Origin of the sequence: Panacagrimonas perspica, assembly GCF_004364935.1 — a bacterium.
Taxonomy (GTDB): domain Bacteria; phylum Pseudomonadota; class Gammaproteobacteria; order Nevskiales; family Nevskiaceae; genus Panacagrimonas; species Panacagrimonas perspica.
Map to the genome: position 1 here is coordinate 922,603 of NZ_SOBT01000008.1, position 17,395 is coordinate 939,997.

A 17,395-nucleotide genomic window follows, 5' to 3' on the forward strand; every position below is an offset into this window, starting at 1 on the left:
CCTCCGTAGCCCGGACGAAGTCCGGGAGCTTTTTGTCGCCATCCGAAGTGCCACTCCCGGACTTCGTCCGGACTACGTCAGGTGGGCGGCGGAGCGGCAACGGGCGTCGTCGCTTCGACGGGAACGGTCGGCGGCATGTCGGGCGGGAGCGCGTTGACCCGCGCGGTCAGCAACTGGCGGCAGCTGGCGCACGCGCTGCGGGCGACGAGATCGTTCAGGCGCTGCCGCTTTCCAGCGACTTCCTCCTCGGCGTCGAGGATGTGCTCGACGGCGCGCTCGTAGACGGGCTTGAGCAGGTTCTCGAGCTGCGCGTCGAGACTGGTCAGCGGCTCCATGCTGTCGGGATCCAGCGAACGCAGTTCACCGGCCGACATCAACTGGCGCAGGCGCGTGAGCTCGCGCTCGGCATCGCGCAGCGCGGGCGCTTCGGGATCTGCGCTGCCGGCGAGCGCCGTCGCCCACGTGGGATACGACTGCGAACGTACGAACAGCCCGATCGCCTGGTCCCAGATCGCGGCGTACTGCGACTGTCCGCGCGATGCGGCGCTGCGGATGCAGGCTTCGACCTGCTGCGCGCTGGAGCGGTAGTGCTCGATCCAGTACGCATCGTTGGGTGTCGGCAGCGATGCGGCCTGCTGGGCGTACTGCAGCAGTCGCCCGCCGCGACGCCAGGCCGGCGCCTCGGTGTTGGCGCGTCGCACCGTCAACAGCAGTTCGCCGCGGGTCAGCAGGTGACGCTCGTACTCGGTCTGCAGGCGCGCAAGTTGTCCGGAAGCGAGCAGCGCGCGGTAGTCGGCCCAGACACGCTCGTCGGCCTCGCAGGAAATCGCGCTGCCGATGAAGTCCTTCACCGAGCGGTAATCGACGACGTCGAGCTCGAAGCGCACGTAGGCCTCGGCCGGCATCCAGGGCTTGCCCTTGGCGTCGCACAGGCCGGTCGGCGACTGGCCGCGCTCGCAGCGGCGCAGGTTGGGCGCCGGCGCTTCGAGTTCGACGCCGGTGGAATTGAGCATCACGACGAACTGGCGGCCGTCGAGCGCCGACACACCCTCGTCGGAGCGCAGTCCGAGCAGCGTCTTCTCTTCCCAGGGCTTCTTCTCGGTCTTGATCTCGTCGCTGAGCATCTCGCCGAGCTTCGAACTCAATCCGCTGACGACCTGGCCGCCGGGCACGAAGCCCATGCCGAACTTCATCACTGGTTCGCCGGTGGCGATCTCGAGCAGGTTGGTCACCCACTTCGCCTTGTCCTTGGGCACACCGCGCACGACGATCTGCAGGTGCGGCGACTTCGACAGCGACTCGGGGTCCACCAGCAGGCCTTCGGTCAGCAGCGCGTTGTCGACGATCGCGCTCACCGTCTTGCCCTCCTGCACGTCGTACAGCAGCACCGGGATCTCGGGCTCGGTGTTGGTCGAGAAGCTCGCGACCGTACCCTTCCCGAACTTGGCGGATATCAGCAGCATCGCCGGCCGCTGGGATTCCGGTCCGAAATCGAGCGCGCGGCCGTTGGTGTCGAGATTGGAGCTGACGAAGATGCGCAGATAACCGTCGGCGTACTTCGAGGGATTGGGCGTGGCCGTTTCCTGGTTCACCGACGTGGCGACCGGTTTGACGAAGCGTCCGCCGGAGCCGCAGGCGGCCAGCAGGGCGCCGAGCAGGATCAGCGGCAGCGTATTGCGGAGAAGCTGGGGCATCGTGTGCAGGGGAGTGGGACGACGGTTCCGACAGCAAGAAATGAGCAAGGTTTCGCCGACGATGCAGAGATCAGTCGCCGAAATGCAGTGACACGTGCATCTTGCCGTCGGGCGGAAGCTGCAGGTACCAGCCGCGCTTCTCGAGCCCTTCGAGGACCTGCTGGATGTCCACGCGCGCCAGTTTGCGCCGCGGTCCGAGGTCGAGATCCATCACGCGCGCCATGCGCGACGCGCGTTGCTGGAGTTCGGGCGGCAGCGCGGTCAGGTCCAGGCCTTCCCGCAGGTAGACGTAGGTTCCATCCTGGCTGCCGACCCGGTAGATCGTGCATTTCATCGTCATCCGTCCCGGCTTTCCGCGTTGGCTTCCACCGAAGCACGGATCTGTTGCAGGTTCTCGCGCAGCACGTCGGCGATCAGCTCGTCCGTGCGCGGATCGAGCAACACCTGTTCGACGACGCGCAACGCAAGGTCGATGAAGGTCTCGCTGAGATCCTTGGCAAACGGCAGCTTCGACAGCCGGCCAGTCTGCGGGTCATTGCGCAACTTCTCGGCGATCATCGCACGCAGCTGCGGCTGGTTCTCTTCCAGCGCCCGCGCGATGTTGCGCGCGTACTGGCCCTTGGCCAGAACCTCGCTGACCTCGTCGAGCACGGCGACCGTCACCGCGCCGCTGATCGATTCGACGATCGCGTTCTTGAACCGATTGACCAGGCGGTAGGTGAACTCGTCGCCCAGCGCACGATCGGCGGCCCTGCCGAAACGCGACAGCAGGATCAGGATGCGCAGCGCGCGGAACAGCCGGAAGCCGCGCAGCGCCGGATGCTGCAGCGGGATCATGCCCAGCACCTCGTACCAGTTGCGCTTGACGTACTCCAGCTTCCAGCCGGCCTGGCGCCAGCGCCAGCCAAACTCCGCGGCGAAGATCGCGCAGATTGCATAGTCCGCGGCGAAGATCAGCTGCGTGGTCTGAGGACTCAGCGTCGCCAGCATTTCCCAGACGAGCAGGCCCACCGAGACCAGGGCCAGGACCAGCATCAGCCAGTCGAGCAGGCCGACCCGCCGTGCGGCGTCGGCCATCTCCAGGTGCAAGGCTTGTTCGGGGCGGCTCATCGCGCGACGCTACGCAGGCGCTGTACGAGGGGTCAAGCGCGACCAGGTCCTGCAGTCAACCGCGGAGGGCGGCAGATGAAGAATCGACGGGTGCGAAGCTGGATGCGAAACCTGGGAATCGGCGCGATTTGCGGCACGCTGCTGCTGGCGGGCTGCTCGCGCGTGACGGCGGAGAGCTACGCCAAGCTGAACGTGGGCATGCCGCGCGCCGAGGTGTACGGCATCCTCGGCGATCCGGACGAGGTCTCGGGTGGCGCCATCGGACCGCTGAATTTCTCCGCTGAAACCTGGAAAGGATCCGATCAGACCATCCACGTCACGTTCGGCGGCGACAAGGTGGCGCTCAAGTCGATCCAGAAGAATCCCGCCGATTAGCGTCCCCGTCGTGACGTCTAGGTAGTTGCATCCATCGCGGTGCGGGGCTGGCGCGCCTACACTGCCCGTTCATCTTTCGTGCGGGTTTCCATGGCCGAATCCCCGATTCGCGAAGCGGTCACTGCCGTGCTGCATCACGGCGACGAAATCCTGATGGTGCGGCGTCACCCGGCGCTCGCGGCGTTCCCGGGCTACTGGGCGTTTCCGGGCGGCAAGGTCGACAAGGCCGATTCGGACGCGCCGCATCGCACCACCCCGTGGTGCGCAGCGGTCGAACCGCGGCTGGTCGAGGCGCTGGCGCGCGAGCTGCGCGAAGAGATCGGCTTCGATCTCGATGCAGCCTGCGAGGCCGGCGACGTCGAGGCGGTCCACCTGTTCGGGAATGCGCTGACGCCGCCGATCCTGCCGGTGCGCTTCAACACGCTGTTCTATCGAATCGATCTGAAGCATCGGCCGAAGATCACGCTCGACATGGGCGAGGTCGATCAGCTCCGATGGGCCAGGCCTGAGGACCTGCACGCCGAATACCTCGACGGCCAGTTGCTGCTGGCGCCGCCGACGTCGGCCTCGGTGGCCTTGTTCGCCGCGGGCGGCGGGACCGAGCCGGCCAACGTGGCGCTCGAGGAGTTCCACAAGGAGCGCCTGCCGATCATCCAGGCCGTGCACGGCCTGCGGAAGATTCCGGTGCGCTCGAACACGCTGCCGCCGGCGTTCCACACCAACTGCTTCCTGATCGGCGACGAGGGATCGAATGTGATCCTCGTCGATCCGTCGCCATGGAACGACGACGAACTGGACGCGCTGACCGAACGCATGCGCCCATTCGGCATCAACGAGATCTTCTTCACGCATCACCATCCGGACCACAACGAACGCGCGGACGTGCTGGCGCGACGACTGGGTGTCGGCATCGCGTTGAGTGCGGATACCTCGGCGCGCATCTCGGAGCGCTCGCCCAAGTTCTTCTCGGGGCTCACGCAGCGTCTGGTCAACGATGGCGACATCGTGACGTACTGGAAGGGCCGTCCGGTGCGCGCCATCGCCGTGCCGGGGCACGACGAGGGGCAGCTCGCGCTGATGTCCGCGGATCGCGCCTGGTGCATCGTCGGCGACCTGATCCAGGGCGTCGGCACCGTGGTGATCCACAAGCCCGAAGGCAACATGCGGCGCTACTTCGAGTCGCTGGAACGCATCATCGAACTCGATCCCAAGGTGATCCTGCCCTCGCATGGCCTGGCCATGGGGACCACGTTCCGTCTGCAGGAGACGCTGCGGCACCGCCGGCTGCGCGAGAGCTCGGTGCTCGAGCTGCATCGAGCGGGACGCTCGATCAGCGAGATGCTGGACGTGATCTACAAGGATCTGGATCCGCGCCTGCTGCCGCTGGCGCGCGACAATATCGAGTCGCACCTGGACAAGCTGCGGGAAGAGGGCGCGCTGGTTTGAGCCGGAACCCCGGCTCTTTCGCTTCGCGAAATTCAACGTCCGGGCGCCGGGATACCCGGCAGAACGCGTAGCCCGGGTGAAACCCGGGGTCGCGTTCCGTATTCGAGGGGAACCCCGGGTTTCACCCGGGCTACGGGATGGCGCCGCTAGTTCTTCAGCACCATCTTGATCTGCTCGTCGCCATCCTTGGTCTGCTGCACGCGAACGGCCATGTAGCCCTTGGCCGGCGCCAGCCAGAACACTGTCGACTTCTTCTTGTCGTTGACGCGCTCCACGCGCACGGTGTCGAAGTTCCCGGCCGGGGTCTGCACGGCTTCGCGCGCCATGATGCGGAAGCGATAGGTCTTGGCGCGTTCGTCCTCGACCTTGGTGACCGAGAACTCCTCGGGACCGGGCTGGCCGGCCCGCGACACCACCCAGTTCTGCACGGCGATCTGCATCGCGAGGCGATCGACCATGCCGGTCTCGAGCGGCCGCATTTCACCCGCGCTTGAGCGCACGACGCCGTCGGTCCAGTTGAAGCGAAGGCTGAAGTCGTCCTTGGGCTTGTCCGCGCGCTTGAAGTCGAAGCTCTGCGACAAAACCTTGCCGTCGGCCATGCAGAAGTCCGACCGCTCGGTCACTTCGCCGATGAACAGGCGCGCCAGGCCGGACGGCTTGGCACGGTACTCGTAACGCCAGCAGTTCGGATCCGTCTGCTGCGTGAGCTGAAAACGCGCCTCGCCCAGCGTCATCACGCCACGCGTGAGCAGGTAGGTGGCATCGCTCGGAGACGGCGCCGGCGTTGCGGCCTGCGTGAGCGGGCCCGCCGTCGCGATGGCGACGAGCAGCAGCAGACGCCAGCGACGAACGCGCTTCATCACGTCGAATACGCTGCGAAGGGTCATCGGAATCGCTCGTCGAGGTCCGCGAGCTGAAGCGGCGTCTCGATCGCCTCGCCGCGCAGCAGGGCCCGCGTATCGCCCAGCGACAGCGCGCCCTCGGCCATCCAGGCGACGGTCTGCGGCAGGATTCGGATTTCCACTTCGTTCATCACTCGGCTGGCCAAAATCTCAGGGCTATCTTCGGCCTGGACGCTGACACGGCCCTGAATGACGGGCGCGCCGCCATCCAGTTGCCCGGTGACGAAGTGCACCGTGGCGCCGTGCTCGGCGTCACCGGCCTCCAGCGCGCGCTGGTGCGTGCGCAGCCCCGGGTAGCGCGGCAGCAGCGAGGGATGGATGTTGATCATGCGGCCCGTGTAGCGCTGCACGAAGGCGTCGCCGAGCACGCGCATGAAGCCGCCGAGCACGACGATGCCGGGTTCGAACGCGTCGATGCTGGCCGCCAGGGCGGTGTCGAAGGCCTCGCGGTCGGGGTAGTCGTCGTGTGGCACGACTCGCGTGGCGATGCCGGCGGCCTGGGCCCGCGCCAGAGCCGGTGCGGCCGCGCGGTTGCTCAGCACGCCGACCAGATCACCCGCGATGTGCCCGGCCGAGCATGCGTCGATCAGCGCCTGAAGGTTGCGGCCTTGGCCGGAGACCAGGGCCACGATCCGGGCGCGGGGCTCAGGCAAACCGGACGTCCTGCTTTCCCTTGACGACTTCGCCGACGACCCAGGGCTTGAGCTTGGCCTTGCGCAGCTGCGCGAGCGCGCCATCGACCTGCTTGCGCGGAATCACCATCGCGAAGCCGATGCCGCAGTTGAAGACGCGCCGCATCTCGTCCTCCTCGACCGCGCCTTCGGCTTGCAGCCAGTCGAAGATCGCCGGGCGCTTCCAGCTGCTGGTGTCGACCATCGCGCCGACGCCCTTGGGGAAGCAGCGCGTCAGGTTGCCGGTGACGCCGCCGCCGGTGATGTGGGCCATGCCGCGTACGTCGACGCCGGACTCGACCAGCTTGAGCACCGGCTTGACGTAGATCTGCGTCGGCGCGAGCAAGGCATCGCCGAGCGTGCCGTTCTCGAAAACCTGGTCGACCGAATGACCGCCCACCGACAGGATCTTGCGCACCAGCGAATAGCCGTTGGAATGCGGACCGCTGGAGGGCAGGGCGACGATCACATCGCCCTTGGAAATCTTCGAGCCATCGATGATCTTCGACTTCTCGACCACGGCGACGCAGAACCCCGCGAGGTCGAAGTCGTCCGCGTTGTAGAGACCTGGCATTTCGGCGGTCTCGCCGCCGACCAGCGCGCAGCCCGCCTGCTTGCAGCCGGTGGCGATGCCACGGATCACCAGGCCGGCGGTGCGGTTGTCGAGCTTTCCGGTCGCGTAGTAATCGAGGAAGAACAGTGGCTCGGCGCCGGAGACCAGCACGTCGTTGACGCACATGGCGACCAGATCGATGCCCAGCCCTTCGACCTGACCCGACTCGATGCCCAGCCGCAGCTTGGTGCCGACGCCGTCGGTGCCGCTGACGAGGATCGGCTTCTTGTATTTCTTCGGCAGCGAGACGAGCGCGCCGAACCCGCCGACACCGGCGAGGACTTCCGCGCGGTGCGTGGAGCGGACGATCTTCTTGATGTCATCGACCAGCGCATCACCGGCTTCGATATCGACGCCAGCGTCTCGGTACGACAGGGATTTACGGGTACTCATCGGAGAGAGAAGCGGGAACGTGCGGATGTGCAATGCATTTTACAGACCGCGCCGCGATAATCCCCTGCATGCATCGCATCTTTCCCCCGATCGTGTCGCGCGCCTGCCGATCCGTCGCCCTGATCGGCGCGCTCGCGGCCGGCTTCAGCCCTGTTTGTCAGGCCCAGACGCCGCTCAAAGGCAGTCCCGGGGCCGCGGTTCCGATGACCCAGCCGCTGCCCGGAAACCCGTACGGGGCCATCGTGCCGGTCCAGGATGAATCGCAGAAGTCGCGCGATACCGGGCTGCGCATGGCCCTGATCCAGGTCCTGAAGGGCGCGGTGGGCGGATACGACGACCGCACCTCGTCCATCCTGGCGCTGGCGCCGCGCCTGGTGCAGCAGTACAGCTTCGTACGCGACGAATCGGGCGAAGGGCTGATGTTCCGCGCCGTATTCGATCCCGCGGCGGTGGATGCCGCGTTGCGCGCACAGGGGCTGCCGGTATTCGGCATCAACTCCAGCCTCGTCGAGAACTGGGTGGTCGAGGTGCACGGCCTGCGCACGACATCGGACTACTCGAAGGTTCTGCGCCATTTCACGCGCATCAAGGGCGTCAGGACGGTCGATGTCGACGAGCTGCACGACAGCACGCTACGGCTGCGAATGGTCGTCGAGGGCGGTATCCAGATGGCGGCCGAGCGCGCGGAAGCCGGTGACCTGATCAGTCGTGACCAGGCGGGGAACTATGTCCTTGCCCGACGCTGATCTGTCCGTGGCGCCTGCCGACGCCGGATCGGGATCCGCGCTCGATCGGCTGCGCGTGCGCGAAACCTGGCCTTGGCTGGTGGCGCTGGGCATTTTTGTCCTGTTCTGCTGGTTGCTGTCGCCGATCCTGACGCCGTTCGTGCTCGGCGCCGGCCTGGCCTACGCCGGCGATCCCATCGTCGATCGCCTGCAGCGCTGGCATCTGTCGCGCACGGCGGGTGTCTGCGTGGTGTTTCTCGTCATCACGCTGGCGGGGCTGGCCGGCCTGGTGCTGCTGTTGCCGATGCTGACCGACCAGTTGCGCGTGCTGCTGCAGAACATCCCCGAGTGGCTGGCGTGGCTGCAGAACCACGGTCTGCAGCGCATCGGCGTGAGCTTGCCAGACGGGTTGAGGCTGGATGCGGCCGGTTTCAAGGTGATCATCGCCGAGCACTGGTCCGAAGCCAGCGGGATGCTCAAGACGGTCTGGACGCACGTCTCGGCCTCGGGTGGTGCGCTGTTCACGGCGATCGCGAACCTGCTGCTGGTGCCCGTCGTGACGTTCTATCTGCTGCGCGACTGGGACGAACTCGTGGCCTGGATCCGCGGCGTCGTTCCGCCGCGTGCGCTGCCCAAGATCGGCGGCATGGCGCGCGAGACCGACGAAGTCCTCGGGGCCTTCATCCGCGGACAGCTCACGGTGATGGCCGCGTTGACGGTCTATTACTGGATCGCGTTGTGGATCGCGGGCCTGAATCTCGCGCTGCTGGTGGGCCTGATCGTTGGGCTGATCAGCTTCGTGCCCTACCTGGGCGCGATCGTCGGCGTGCTCACGGCCGTCATCGCGATGCTCGTGCAGACCCAGGAACTGCTGCCTTTCGTCTGGCTCGCCGTGGTGTTCGGCATCGGCCAGATCCTGGAGAGCAACGTTCTGACGCCGCTGCTGGTGGGCGACAAGATCGGCCTGCATCCGGTCGCCGTGATCTTCGCCGTCATGGCGGGTGGCCAGCTGTTCGGCTTCGTCGGCGTGATGCTCGCGCTGCCGGTGGCCGCGGTGATCGCCGTCGTCCTGCGTGAAACCAAGAAGCAGTGGCTGCAAAGCCGCATGTACAGCCATGGCGCGCCGGCCCCTGCGCAGGCTGAAGCCGTCGCCACTGCAGGGGAGGGCGCAGCGACGCCTCCTCCATGAAGGGAGCGCAGCTCGCGCTGCCGGTGCAGCTGTCCCAGGCGCCGGTCTTCGATAATTTCTTCGCGGGACCCAACAGCGAACTCGTGGCGTCCCTGCACGCCATGTCGACCGGCCAGGGTCTGCCGGCAACCTGGCTCTACGGCGCTGCGGCGTCGGGCAAGACGCATCTGCTGCGCGCCGTCGTCGCCATGGCGGGCGCGCGAGCGCTCTATGCGATGAAACCCTACGAGGCCTCGGCGCTGGAAGACTGGAAGGACGCCCGGCTTCTCGCGCTGGACGATGCCGATGCGCTCGCGGGTGATGCGGACAGCGCCATCGCGCTGCTGCGGTTGGTCGACCATCGGCGCCAGCATCGCTTGCCACTGCTGCTCGCCGCCGGCGTGCCGCCTGCGCGCCTCGTCGATCCGCTGCCGGATCTGCGAACGCGGCTGGAGGCCATGGCACTGCTCGGGCTCAAGCCGCTGCGCGAAGACGATCGGCGGGAACTGCTGCGCCTGCACGCAACGCAACGGGGACTGGCGCTGGCCGAGGAGGTCGTGGCCTGGCTGCTGGCCCGGCTGCGTCGCGATGCGGGAACGCTGATCGCGGCGCTCGATCAGATCGACCGCGCCTGTCTCAGTGCGAAGCGCCGTCCGACGCTGCCGTTCGTTCAGCAGGTGCTGATGCCCTTGCTGCAGCCGTCTCTCTTGCCCTGAAGCGCACGAACATCATCAGCGCGACGTAATCGAGCGCCGCGACGCTGGCGATCGCGAACGCCGTCAGCCGCGTCTCGGGTCGCGCATAACCCTCGGCGAGATATCCGGCCACGAAGAACGCGACCAGCATCGAGGCCCAGGCAAAGGTGTAGGTCTTGCCGCGCCACATGCCGAGCAGCGGCAGGCACAGCACCAGCGCGAGCAGAACGCTCAGCGGCGAGGGATTGCGCACGCAGACCCCGAGGATCAGCAATCCGTGCGCCGTCAGCGCGGTGCGCTGGGCAAAGGTCGAGGGCAGCATCAGCGGGCGAGCCGGATCGCGGTTTCGGCGACGCGCTTGCCCAGGGCCAGGCACAGCGTCGTCTCGTCCTTCGACAAGGGGATGGGTTCGGTTCCGACGCCGGAGACATGCGAGGCGCCGTAAGGCGTGCCGCCGGTTTTCGTCGCCGACAGTTCGGGCAGCGTGTACGGCAGGCCCAGCAGCATCATTCCGTGGTGCATCAGCGGCAGCATCATCGTCAGCAGCGTGGTTTCCTGGCCGCCGTGCATCGTGCCGGTCGACGTGAATACTGCGGCCGGTTTGCCGACCATCGCGCCGGAGAGCCACAGGCCCGAGGTTCCATCGAGGAAATACTTCAGAGGCGCCGCCATGTTGCCGAAGCGCGTCGGGCTGCCCAGAACCAGGGCTGCGCATTCGGTGAGGTCGCGCGCCTCGGCGTAGGGCGAGCCTTCCGAGGGGACCGACGGCGCACTGGCCTCGCAGTCGGCCGAAACCGCCGGAACCGTGCGCAGGCGCGCGACGGCACCTGCGCTCTCCACGCCGCGGGCGATCTGTCGTGCCATCGCGAGCGTGGCGCCCTTGCGCGAGTAGTAGAGGACCAGGACTTCGACCATGCGATGCGGGATTCGTGAACGAAACGGAGCGGCATTCTAGAGGGAGCCAGCGACCGCGACCGGCGATCCGTTCGGTTCGCGTTCAGCTACCCGCCGAAAGACCCGTCGCGCCGTTCAGGATCGGCTCACCTGTCCGGAGTGAGATGGGGGCGTCGTCAAAGGAGAGAGTCGCATGAACACCAAAACCTATTCGGGTATCCGTCAATCCATTGCCGGTGTCGCCATCGCTGCCGGCGCTCTTGCCGCCATTCCCGCCGCGATGGCGGATGACTACGGCAGGCCGTACTACGATCCGGTACGTGACGTGATGGTGACGCCGCGCGTCTCGTCGCCGACCGCGGTACAGGGTTCGGGCACGTCGCAGACCTACGCAACGCCGGCACGTCAGCCAATGTATGGCACGTACTACACCCCGCCGCGCCCGGCGCCGTATGCCTCCGCGGCCATCGTGCAGTCGTCGCCCGGCGCCGTCGGCAGGGCTTCGGCCGTCGTCGCGACGTCCGCCGATCAGGGCCACTCGCGCCCGGTCGCGGCGAGCAGCGCCCAGCCTTACTACGATCGCTCGCGCGACGTCATGGTCACGCCCAGCCAGTCGGGAACGGTTCCGTACGTGGGTTCGTCGACGCGCCAGGCCGGTAATGCGGCGCCGGCGTCGACGTTCGAACTGGTGGTGCGCAACGGTCGGCTGGTCGACGGCCCCGCCGCGATCGTCGTCGATCACGGCAGCCAGGTGACGATGGTCGTCGACTCGGACAGCCCGGAGGCCCTTCGCGTCGACGGCTACAACCTCGTCGCGCCGGTGACCGCGGGCCAGCCCTTGCTGTTGACCTTCGTGGCCGAACAGCCGGGCCGCTTCGCGTATCGCCTGGGCTCGGGCCGTGAGATCGGCGTGCTCGAGGTCGGTCCGCCGGCGCCGATGCGAGTCGGCATGCGCTAAGGCATCAGGCGCCCGGTCCGCAGTTCGCGGCCGGGCGTGAAGGTGGCGCTCGTCGATCGAAGCGCTCGCGCAGGGATGCATCGAAGGCGGTCGTATCGGATGATCCCGATTCGACATCCTTCGAGTTCCCATGTCGCGAGCGCTTTTTCTGTGGGTGATCTGCCTGGGCTGCACGTCCTGCGCGAGTGGCGGCTGGCTGGATCGCCTGGGCACGCGCGAAGCTGCCGCCCCTGAATTCCCCTCCCAGGTTGCGCCGGTGCGCGCTGCTGCACCGGTGGCGGAGCGCAGCGCACGGACGCGGCTCGATGAGGCCGAGGCCATCACCACCCAGACGCGCCAGCTTCTCGGAAACTGGAACGGCGCCGACGTGGATCTCGCGGCCGCGCGGGCTTCGCTGGGAGCGGGAGACTGGAATGCCTCGCTCGCGGCCTCCGACGAAGCGCTGGCGCGCGCGGAGCAGGCGATTTCGGATCACTACGCGCGACTCGCCAACGCCGAGCTTGCGCGCTCGTACGGCTTCGCCGGTCTCGACGACGGCCAGGTGCTGCAGCTACGCGCCGCCGAAGAGATCCTCGTCACCGGCAACAGCCGGCTCGCCTACGGCCGCCTGCGTACGCTCAACCAGCAGCTGGAGAAGCGCATGAAGACGTACACCGTGCGCTCGGGCGACAGCCTGTGGGTCATCGCGGGACGTCCGGAGGTCTATGCGAACTCGCTGCTGTGGCCGCTGATCTGGCAGGCCAACGTCGCCGTCATTCCGAATCCGGATCGCTTGCGGCGCGGGCAGGTGCTCAAGGTGCGTCCGCATCCGGACGTGAACGCGATCGCCGAGGCCGTGGATGTCGCGCGCGGCAAGCGTCGTGAAATGCCGGGCATCACGCCCAGCATCGGCGAGATCCGCGAAGCCGGGCCGGAGTAAGCGTCTGCGTAGCCCGGGTGAAACCCGGGCTCGTTCTTTACGGCACCGTTGCTGTTCTCTGCGTCCTTTGCGTTGGCCGTTGCCGTGATCCGCGCAAATCAACGGTCACCCGCGATACCAACGCCGGTTCAGCGCACGCAGCACCAGGTTCGGATACGCGGGTTTGCCGTAGCTGCCGTTGTATCGCGCCAGCGCACCGACGAGGTTTCCGCGTTCCTTGTCGAGGTAGAACCGCAGGATCGTGCAGCCCATGCGCAGGTTGGTCTTGGCATGGAACAGGTTCTCCTCCGGACCGGCAATCTCCTTGAGCCAGAACGGCATGATCTGCATGTAGCCCTGCGCACCGGCGCTGGAGAGGGCATAGCGATCGAAGCGGCTCTCGACCTCTATCACCGCGAGCGCCAGTTCCGGCGGGATGCGCGCGTGCTGCGCCTCGGTGTGCAGGATGCGCAGGAATTCGAGGCGTTCCTTGTCGTCCTCGATGAAGCGCTGCAGGCGGCCCGACATGTCGGTGAGCCAGACCTCGGCATCGAAGCGGTGCTCGAAGCTTTCGGATTCGTGGATCGCTTGGTCGAGCAGCTTGCGCAGCTCGGGTTCCATCTCGCCGGTCGGGCCGGCGTGGCCGGCGCCCGGGAAACCGAGCGCCAGCATCAGCAGCGCGATGCCGGTGAATCGCAGCCCGGCGCGTTTCATCGACAGGCTGCAACCATGGGCGGGAAGCGTCGGCTCAGGCGTTCAAGCGCTCGAGCACCGCGGCGACGCTGGCGTCGATCATGTCGGCCTTCTCGGCGCCGCGCTTCTTGTACTCGTACTGGTTCGCCGCCAGGCCCTTCTCGCCGATGACGACGCGATGCGGGATACCGACGAGGTCGGCGTCCGCGAACATCGGACCGGGACGCAGCCCGCGATCGTCGAGCAGCGCATCGACGCCGGCGGCGAGCAGGTCGGCGTAGAGCTGTTCGGCGACGGCCTTCACGCGCTCCGACTTGTCGGTGCCGATCGGGCAGATCAGCACGCGGAACGGCGCGATGGCGTCGGGCCAGCGCATGCCGTCCTTGTCGTGGCGCTGCTCGATGACGGCCGCGGCGAGGCGCGACACGCCGATGCCGTAGCAGCCCATTTCCGGCGTGACGGCCTTGCCCTGTTCGTCGAGCACGGTGAACGACATCGCCTCGGTGTACTTGCGGCCGAGCTGGAAGATGTGGCCGCCCTCGATGCCGCGGTAGAACTTGATCTCGCCCTGGCCGTCGGGGCTGGCATCGCCCTCGCAGATCTTGCGCAGGTCGTAGCCGGGGGCGACGTCGCAGTCGCGGCCCCAGTTCACGCCCTTCAGGTGATGGTCGTTGACGTTGGCGCCGCAGACGAAGTCCGCGATCTCGAGCGCCGCGTGATCCGCGATCACCGGCACGGGGCATTTCACCGGCCCCAGATATCCGACCTCGCACCCGAACGCGGCCTGCACGTCCTCGATCTTCGCCATCTCGAACGGGCTGGCGATCAGCGGATGCTTGGCGGCCTTGACCTCGTTGAGCTCGTGATCACCGCGCAGCGCGATGGCCACCAGGCCGCCTTCGCGGCCCTTGGCCACCAGCAGTTTCACCTTCGCGGTCAGTGCCACCGACAGGAATTTCGAGACCTGCTCGCAGGTCTTCTGGCCCGGCGTGGAGACCTGCTCCAGCGCCTGCGACGCGGCAGGACGCGGCTTGCCCGACGGCGGGCAGGCGGCGGCTTCCATGTTGGCGGCGTAGCTGCCGACGGTGGACACCGCCAGCAGGTCTTCGCCGGAGCCGGCGAGGATGTGGAATTCCTCGGACTTGGCGCCGCCGATGTTGCCGCTGTCGGCCTGCACGATGCGGAAGTCCGCGCCGATGCGCTCGAAGACCTTGGCGTAGGCGACGCGCATGTTCTGGTACTCGCGGTCGAGATCGGCCGCGTCCATGTGGAACGAGTACGCGTCCTTCATCAGGAACTCGCGCGCGCGCATCAGGCCGAAGCGCGGGCGGCGTTCGTCGCGGAACTTGGTCTGCACCTGGTACCAGTTGAACGGCAGCTGGCGGTAGCTGCGCACGTCCTGCTTGGCGTGGTGGACGATCACTTCCTCGTGCGTCGGGCCGTAGCAGTAGTCGTTCTGGTGGCGGTCCTTGATGCGCAGCATCTCGGCGCCCATCAGCTTCCAGCGACCGGATTCCTGCCACAGCTCCGCAGGCTGGATCGAGGGCATCAGCAGCTCGGCGGCGCCGGCGCGGTCCATCTCCTCGCGCACGATGGTCTCGATGCGGCGCAGCACGCGCAGGCCCATCGGCATCCAGGTGTAGAGGCCGGCGCCGAGCTTGCGGATGAAGCCGGCGCGCAGCAGCAGCTGGTGCGAAACCACTTCGGCGTCGGCCGGGGTTTCCTTGGTCGTGGACAGCGGAAAGCGGGACAGGCGCATTGCGACGGAAGATCGAAGAAGGAGTTGCGGATTGTAGCCGCCCAAACGAAACCGCCCCCTGTGCCTTGCGGCGCAGGGGGCGGTCGGGACCGCTGACCTCAGGCGGCGACGACCGGCTGCGTGAGCTGGAAGGCCATGTAGGCAATGATTCCGATCTGGACCACGAACAGCGTGGCGCGTACCAGCACCAACAGGGTGTTGGTGCCGATCAGGTGGACCACGGTCTGACCGATGCGCGCGTACAGGACCCAGCAGGCCAGACCGTCGACGACCCCGTTGCGGCCCAGGGCGGCGGCGGCGAGCACGACGGCGGCGAACAGCGCGACGTTCTCGACCAGGTTGGCGTGCGCGTGCTGGGCACGGACGAAGAACGGAAGGTCGTCGGTGACGTTGCCACGGGTCCAGTAATTGCCCGGCTTCTTGCCGATCAGCATCAGCGGAACGCGGTGTCCGACATACATCAGCAGCACCACGATCATCCACAGCACGTAGTACATCAGCGCTTCGATACCCGTCATTTCTCTCCCCCCAGTTGTTGTGATGTCGCGCCGCGAGGGCGCCGGCTGATTATGCGCTGGCGAGGTGGGGGAAGGGCCATTACTTCCGGGGTCATCCCATCGGAGCCCCGAGGAGTACCTCGGCTTTGAATTCGAGGAAAGGGAAACTGCGGCGCAGAGGTCGCAAAGTGCTGGACGGCGAAACCGTTCCTGCTCTGCGACCTCTGCGCCTTTGCGTTGAAAGTTTTTCGATCTGGGACACCCTCGGTGCCAGACCCTGCTGCCGGGCTGACGGCGGAATGCCCCCGTGCACCCGAATGGGCGCGGTGGCAGACGCATCCTGGTGATTCCGGGAGCAGGCGCGCGCTCTTACTGTTCCGGTCACGGCCTCGCCCCAATCCGCAAACCACCGCCAGGAACGACATCGATGAAACACGCGATACCGGAAGACCGGCGCCTGGGCGGCTTCGGCGGCGGGCACGCCGTCGTGATCGGCGCGAGCACGACCGGGCTGGTGGCGACGGCCGCTGCGGCCCGGCATTTCCGCACGGTCACCAACCTGGAACGCGACCAGTTGCCGGACGAGCCGGTCTGGCGCCGGGGAGTGCCGCAGGGGCGCCACGTCCACTCGCTGCTCACCGGCGGCCAGAACGTGCTGAACCACTACTTCCCCGGTCTGACGTCCGACATGGTCGCGGCGGGCGCCGTCGAGGTGGACCTGGGCAACGACATCGTCTGGCACCACTCGGGCGGCTGGAAGCAGCGATTCCCCAGCGGCGTGCGGATGCAGTGCCAGAGCAAGGGATACCTGGAGTGGTACGCGCGCCAGCGGCTGCTGCGCTGGCCCAGCGTGAGCTTCCGTCCCGGGAGCTCGGTGTCGGGGCTGCTGATGCGCGGGGCGCGCGTCGGCGGCGTGCGCCTGGCCGACGGCAGCGAGATCGAGGCGGATCTGGTCATCGATGCGAGCGGGCGCAGCTCGAACACGCCGCTGTTCCTCGAACAGCTCGGCTTGCCCCGGCCGGCGATCACCGAACTGCCGGTGGACATCGGGTACTCGTCGCAGATCTTCCGGCCCGGCCCGGGCTCGCGCGACTGGAAGGGCATGCTGATCCACTCGAGCCCGCCGGCGACGCGGACCGCGGCGCTGATGCCGCTCGAAGGCGGCCGCTGGATCGTGACCCTGGTCGGCTGGAATGGCGACCAGCCCGGCGGCAATCCCGAGAGCTTCCTGGAATGGGCGCGAGGTCTGCCAGCGCCGGATCTCCACCGCGCGATCGTGGATGCCGAGCCGCTCGAGCGCGTCTGGCGCTGGCGCTTTCCGTCGAACCTGCGGCGTCACTACGAGCGAATGACACGCCTGCCGGACGGGCTGGTGGTCGTGGGCGACGCCAACACCTCGCTCAATCCGATCTATGCGCAGGGCATGTCGCAGGGCGCCATCGGCGCGAGCCTGCTCGACGCCTGCCTGGACCAGCAGCGACGCGAGCGCGGGAAGGCGGATCTGTCCGGGCTTTCGCTGCGATTCCACCGCACTTACGGCCGATTCATCGACGAATGCTGGATGACGTCGACCGCCGAGGACTACGGCGTTCTGGGCACCGCGAAGCAGAGGGCCTGGCATGCGCCGCTGCTCGCGCGCTACCTGCATCGTTTCACCGAGCTCACCTGGCACGACCCGCAGGCTGCGCGCGCGTTTCTCGACGTGATGAATCTGCAGAAGGCGCCGACGTCCTTGCTCCGGCCGGGATTGCTGTGGAAAGCCCTGGCCGGGACGCGTAGAGCGCCGTTGGCGCAGGCGCCTGCTTGCGGCTCCCAGTAGCCCGGGTGAAACCCGGGATTCCCCTCGCATACGGAGCGCAATCCCGGGTTTCACCCGGGCTACGGGACGACGGGACCCCGTCCGG

Annotated in this window: 19 protein-coding genes; 8 read left to right on the forward strand and 11 right to left on the reverse strand. The window is 67.3% G+C overall.

Annotated elements, in window-relative coordinates:
- Nucleotides 1–77: 77 nt before the first annotated feature.
- The 3 genes from DFR24_RS04080 to DFR24_RS04090 all read right to left on the reverse strand — a co-directional run bounded on the left by DFR24_RS04080 (nt 78) and on the right by DFR24_RS04090 (nt 2,804).
- Nucleotides 78–1,694 carry a hypothetical protein gene (locus DFR24_RS04080; RefSeq protein ID WP_133880049.1) on the reverse strand — a complete coding sequence of 539 codons (1,617 nt, stop codon included), beginning with the start codon at nt 1,692–1,694 and terminating at the stop codon, nt 78–80.
- 70 nt (nt 1,695–1,764) lie between these two features.
- Nucleotides 1,765–2,034, reverse strand: coding sequence for a YcgL domain-containing protein (locus tag DFR24_RS04085; protein ID WP_133880050.1), 270 nt, complete (start codon nt 2,032–2,034; stop codon nt 1,765–1,767).
- Nucleotides 2,031–2,804 carry an ion transporter gene (locus DFR24_RS04090; RefSeq protein WP_246051507.1) on the reverse strand — a complete coding sequence of 258 codons (774 nt, stop codon included), beginning with the start codon at nt 2,802–2,804 and terminating at the stop codon, nt 2,031–2,033. Before DFR24_RS04090 ends, DFR24_RS04085 begins: the two co-directional genes overlap by 4 nt.
- Before the next feature lie 75 nt (nt 2,805–2,879).
- Here DFR24_RS04090 and DFR24_RS04095 point away from each other — a divergent pair, with 75 nt between their 5' ends.
- Both DFR24_RS04095 and DFR24_RS04100 read left to right on the forward strand, forming a co-directional pair.
- Nucleotides 2,880–3,179, forward strand: a complete 300-nt coding sequence (locus DFR24_RS04095) for a hypothetical protein (protein ID WP_133880051.1) — start codon at nt 2,880–2,882, stop codon at nt 3,177–3,179.
- A 90-nt stretch (nt 3,180–3,269) separates the two neighbouring features.
- A complete protein-coding gene (locus DFR24_RS04100) occupies nt 3,270–4,625 on the forward strand; it encodes an MBL fold metallo-hydrolase (protein ID WP_133880052.1) in 1,356 nt (451 codons plus the stop codon).
- A 146-nt stretch (nt 4,626–4,771) separates the two neighbouring features.
- Here the strand turns inward: DFR24_RS04100 and DFR24_RS04105 are convergent, their stop codons facing one another.
- Genes DFR24_RS04105 through purM form a run of 3 tightly spaced genes read right to left on the reverse strand, consistent with a single transcriptional unit; the run spans nt 4,772 to nt 7,204 of the window.
- Nucleotides 4,772–5,512: a DUF3108 domain-containing protein gene (locus tag DFR24_RS04105; protein WP_133880053.1), complete on the reverse strand. Its 741-nt coding sequence runs from the start codon at nt 5,510–5,512 to the stop codon at nt 4,772–4,774.
- Nucleotides 5,509–6,159 carry a phosphoribosylglycinamide formyltransferase gene (gene purN, locus DFR24_RS04110; RefSeq protein WP_366518899.1) on the reverse strand — a complete coding sequence of 217 codons (651 nt, stop codon included), beginning with the start codon at nt 6,157–6,159 and terminating at the stop codon, nt 5,509–5,511. The genes DFR24_RS04105 and purN overlap by 4 nt, the downstream gene beginning before the upstream one ends.
- 13 nt (nt 6,160–6,172) lie before the next feature.
- The gene (purM, locus tag DFR24_RS04115) at nt 6,173–7,204 is read right to left on the reverse strand and encodes a phosphoribosylformylglycinamidine cyclo-ligase (protein WP_133880055.1); all 1,032 of its coding nucleotides are present in this window, start codon (nt 7,202–7,204) and stop codon (nt 6,173–6,175) included.
- A 203-nt stretch (nt 7,205–7,407) separates the two neighbouring features.
- Here purM and DFR24_RS04120 point away from each other — a divergent pair, with 203 nt between their 5' ends.
- From DFR24_RS04120 to DFR24_RS04130, 3 genes are read left to right on the forward strand one after another with little or no spacing between them, the layout of a single operon-like run.
- Nucleotides 7,408–7,950: a DUF2066 domain-containing protein gene (locus DFR24_RS04120; protein ID WP_162851029.1), complete on the forward strand. Its 543-nt coding sequence runs from the start codon at nt 7,408–7,410 to the stop codon at nt 7,948–7,950.
- Nucleotides 7,937–9,118 carry an AI-2E family transporter gene (locus tag DFR24_RS04125; protein ID WP_246051509.1) on the forward strand — a complete coding sequence of 394 codons (1,182 nt, stop codon included), beginning with the start codon at nt 7,937–7,939 and terminating at the stop codon, nt 9,116–9,118. The genes DFR24_RS04120 and DFR24_RS04125 overlap by 14 nt, the downstream gene beginning before the upstream one ends.
- Nucleotides 9,115–9,813, forward strand: a complete 699-nt coding sequence (locus DFR24_RS04130) for an HdaA/DnaA family protein (RefSeq protein ID WP_133880058.1) — start codon at nt 9,115–9,117, stop codon at nt 9,811–9,813. Before DFR24_RS04125 ends, DFR24_RS04130 begins: the two co-directional genes overlap by 4 nt.
- On the opposite strand, the gene DFR24_RS04135 is transcribed toward DFR24_RS04130, so the two are convergent.
- Nucleotides 9,734–10,114: a DUF2069 domain-containing protein gene (locus DFR24_RS04135; protein ID WP_133880059.1), complete on the reverse strand. Its 381-nt coding sequence runs from the start codon at nt 10,112–10,114 to the stop codon at nt 9,734–9,736. The two genes, DFR24_RS04130 and DFR24_RS04135, sit on opposite strands and share 80 nt — an antisense overlap.
- Nucleotides 10,114–10,707, reverse strand: coding sequence for an NAD(P)H:quinone oxidoreductase (wrbA, locus tag DFR24_RS04140; protein WP_133880060.1), 594 nt, complete (start codon nt 10,705–10,707; stop codon nt 10,114–10,116). Before wrbA ends, DFR24_RS04135 begins: the two co-directional genes overlap by 1 nt.
- 172 nt (nt 10,708–10,879) lie before the next feature.
- Here wrbA and DFR24_RS04145 point away from each other — a divergent pair, with 172 nt between their 5' ends.
- Both DFR24_RS04145 and DFR24_RS04150 read left to right on the forward strand, forming a co-directional pair.
- Nucleotides 10,880–11,644, forward strand: a complete 765-nt coding sequence (locus DFR24_RS04145) for a hypothetical protein (protein ID WP_133880061.1) — start codon at nt 10,880–10,882, stop codon at nt 11,642–11,644.
- A gap of 130 nt (nt 11,645–11,774) precedes the next feature.
- Nucleotides 11,775–12,563: a LysM peptidoglycan-binding domain-containing protein gene (locus DFR24_RS04150; protein ID WP_133880062.1), complete on the forward strand. Its 789-nt coding sequence runs from the start codon at nt 11,775–11,777 to the stop codon at nt 12,561–12,563.
- Nucleotides 12,564–12,668: 105 nt separating this feature from the next.
- Here the strand turns inward: DFR24_RS04150 and DFR24_RS04155 are convergent, their stop codons facing one another.
- The 3 genes from DFR24_RS04155 to DFR24_RS24345 all read right to left on the reverse strand — a co-directional run bounded on the left by DFR24_RS04155 (nt 12,669) and on the right by DFR24_RS24345 (nt 15,512).
- The gene (locus tag DFR24_RS04155; protein ID WP_246051510.1) at nt 12,669–13,256 is read right to left on the reverse strand and encodes a lytic transglycosylase domain-containing protein; all 588 of its coding nucleotides are present in this window, start codon (nt 13,254–13,256) and stop codon (nt 12,669–12,671) included.
- Nucleotides 13,257–13,290: 34 nt separating this feature from the next.
- The gene (locus DFR24_RS04160; RefSeq protein ID WP_133880063.1) at nt 13,291–14,994 is read right to left on the reverse strand and encodes a proline--tRNA ligase; all 1,704 of its coding nucleotides are present in this window, start codon (nt 14,992–14,994) and stop codon (nt 13,291–13,293) included.
- A 98-nt stretch (nt 14,995–15,092) separates the two neighbouring features.
- Nucleotides 15,093–15,512 carry an MAPEG family protein gene (locus DFR24_RS24345; protein ID WP_162851030.1) on the reverse strand — a complete coding sequence of 140 codons (420 nt, stop codon included), beginning with the start codon at nt 15,510–15,512 and terminating at the stop codon, nt 15,093–15,095.
- 406 nt (nt 15,513–15,918) lie between these two features.
- On the opposite strand from DFR24_RS24345, the gene DFR24_RS04170 reads away from it, so the two are divergent.
- On the forward strand, nt 15,919–17,310 hold the full coding sequence (locus DFR24_RS04170; RefSeq protein ID WP_133880065.1) for an FAD-dependent oxidoreductase: 1,392 nt from the start codon (nt 15,919–15,921) through the stop codon (nt 17,308–17,310).
- Nucleotides 17,311–17,395 lie beyond the last annotated feature (85 nt).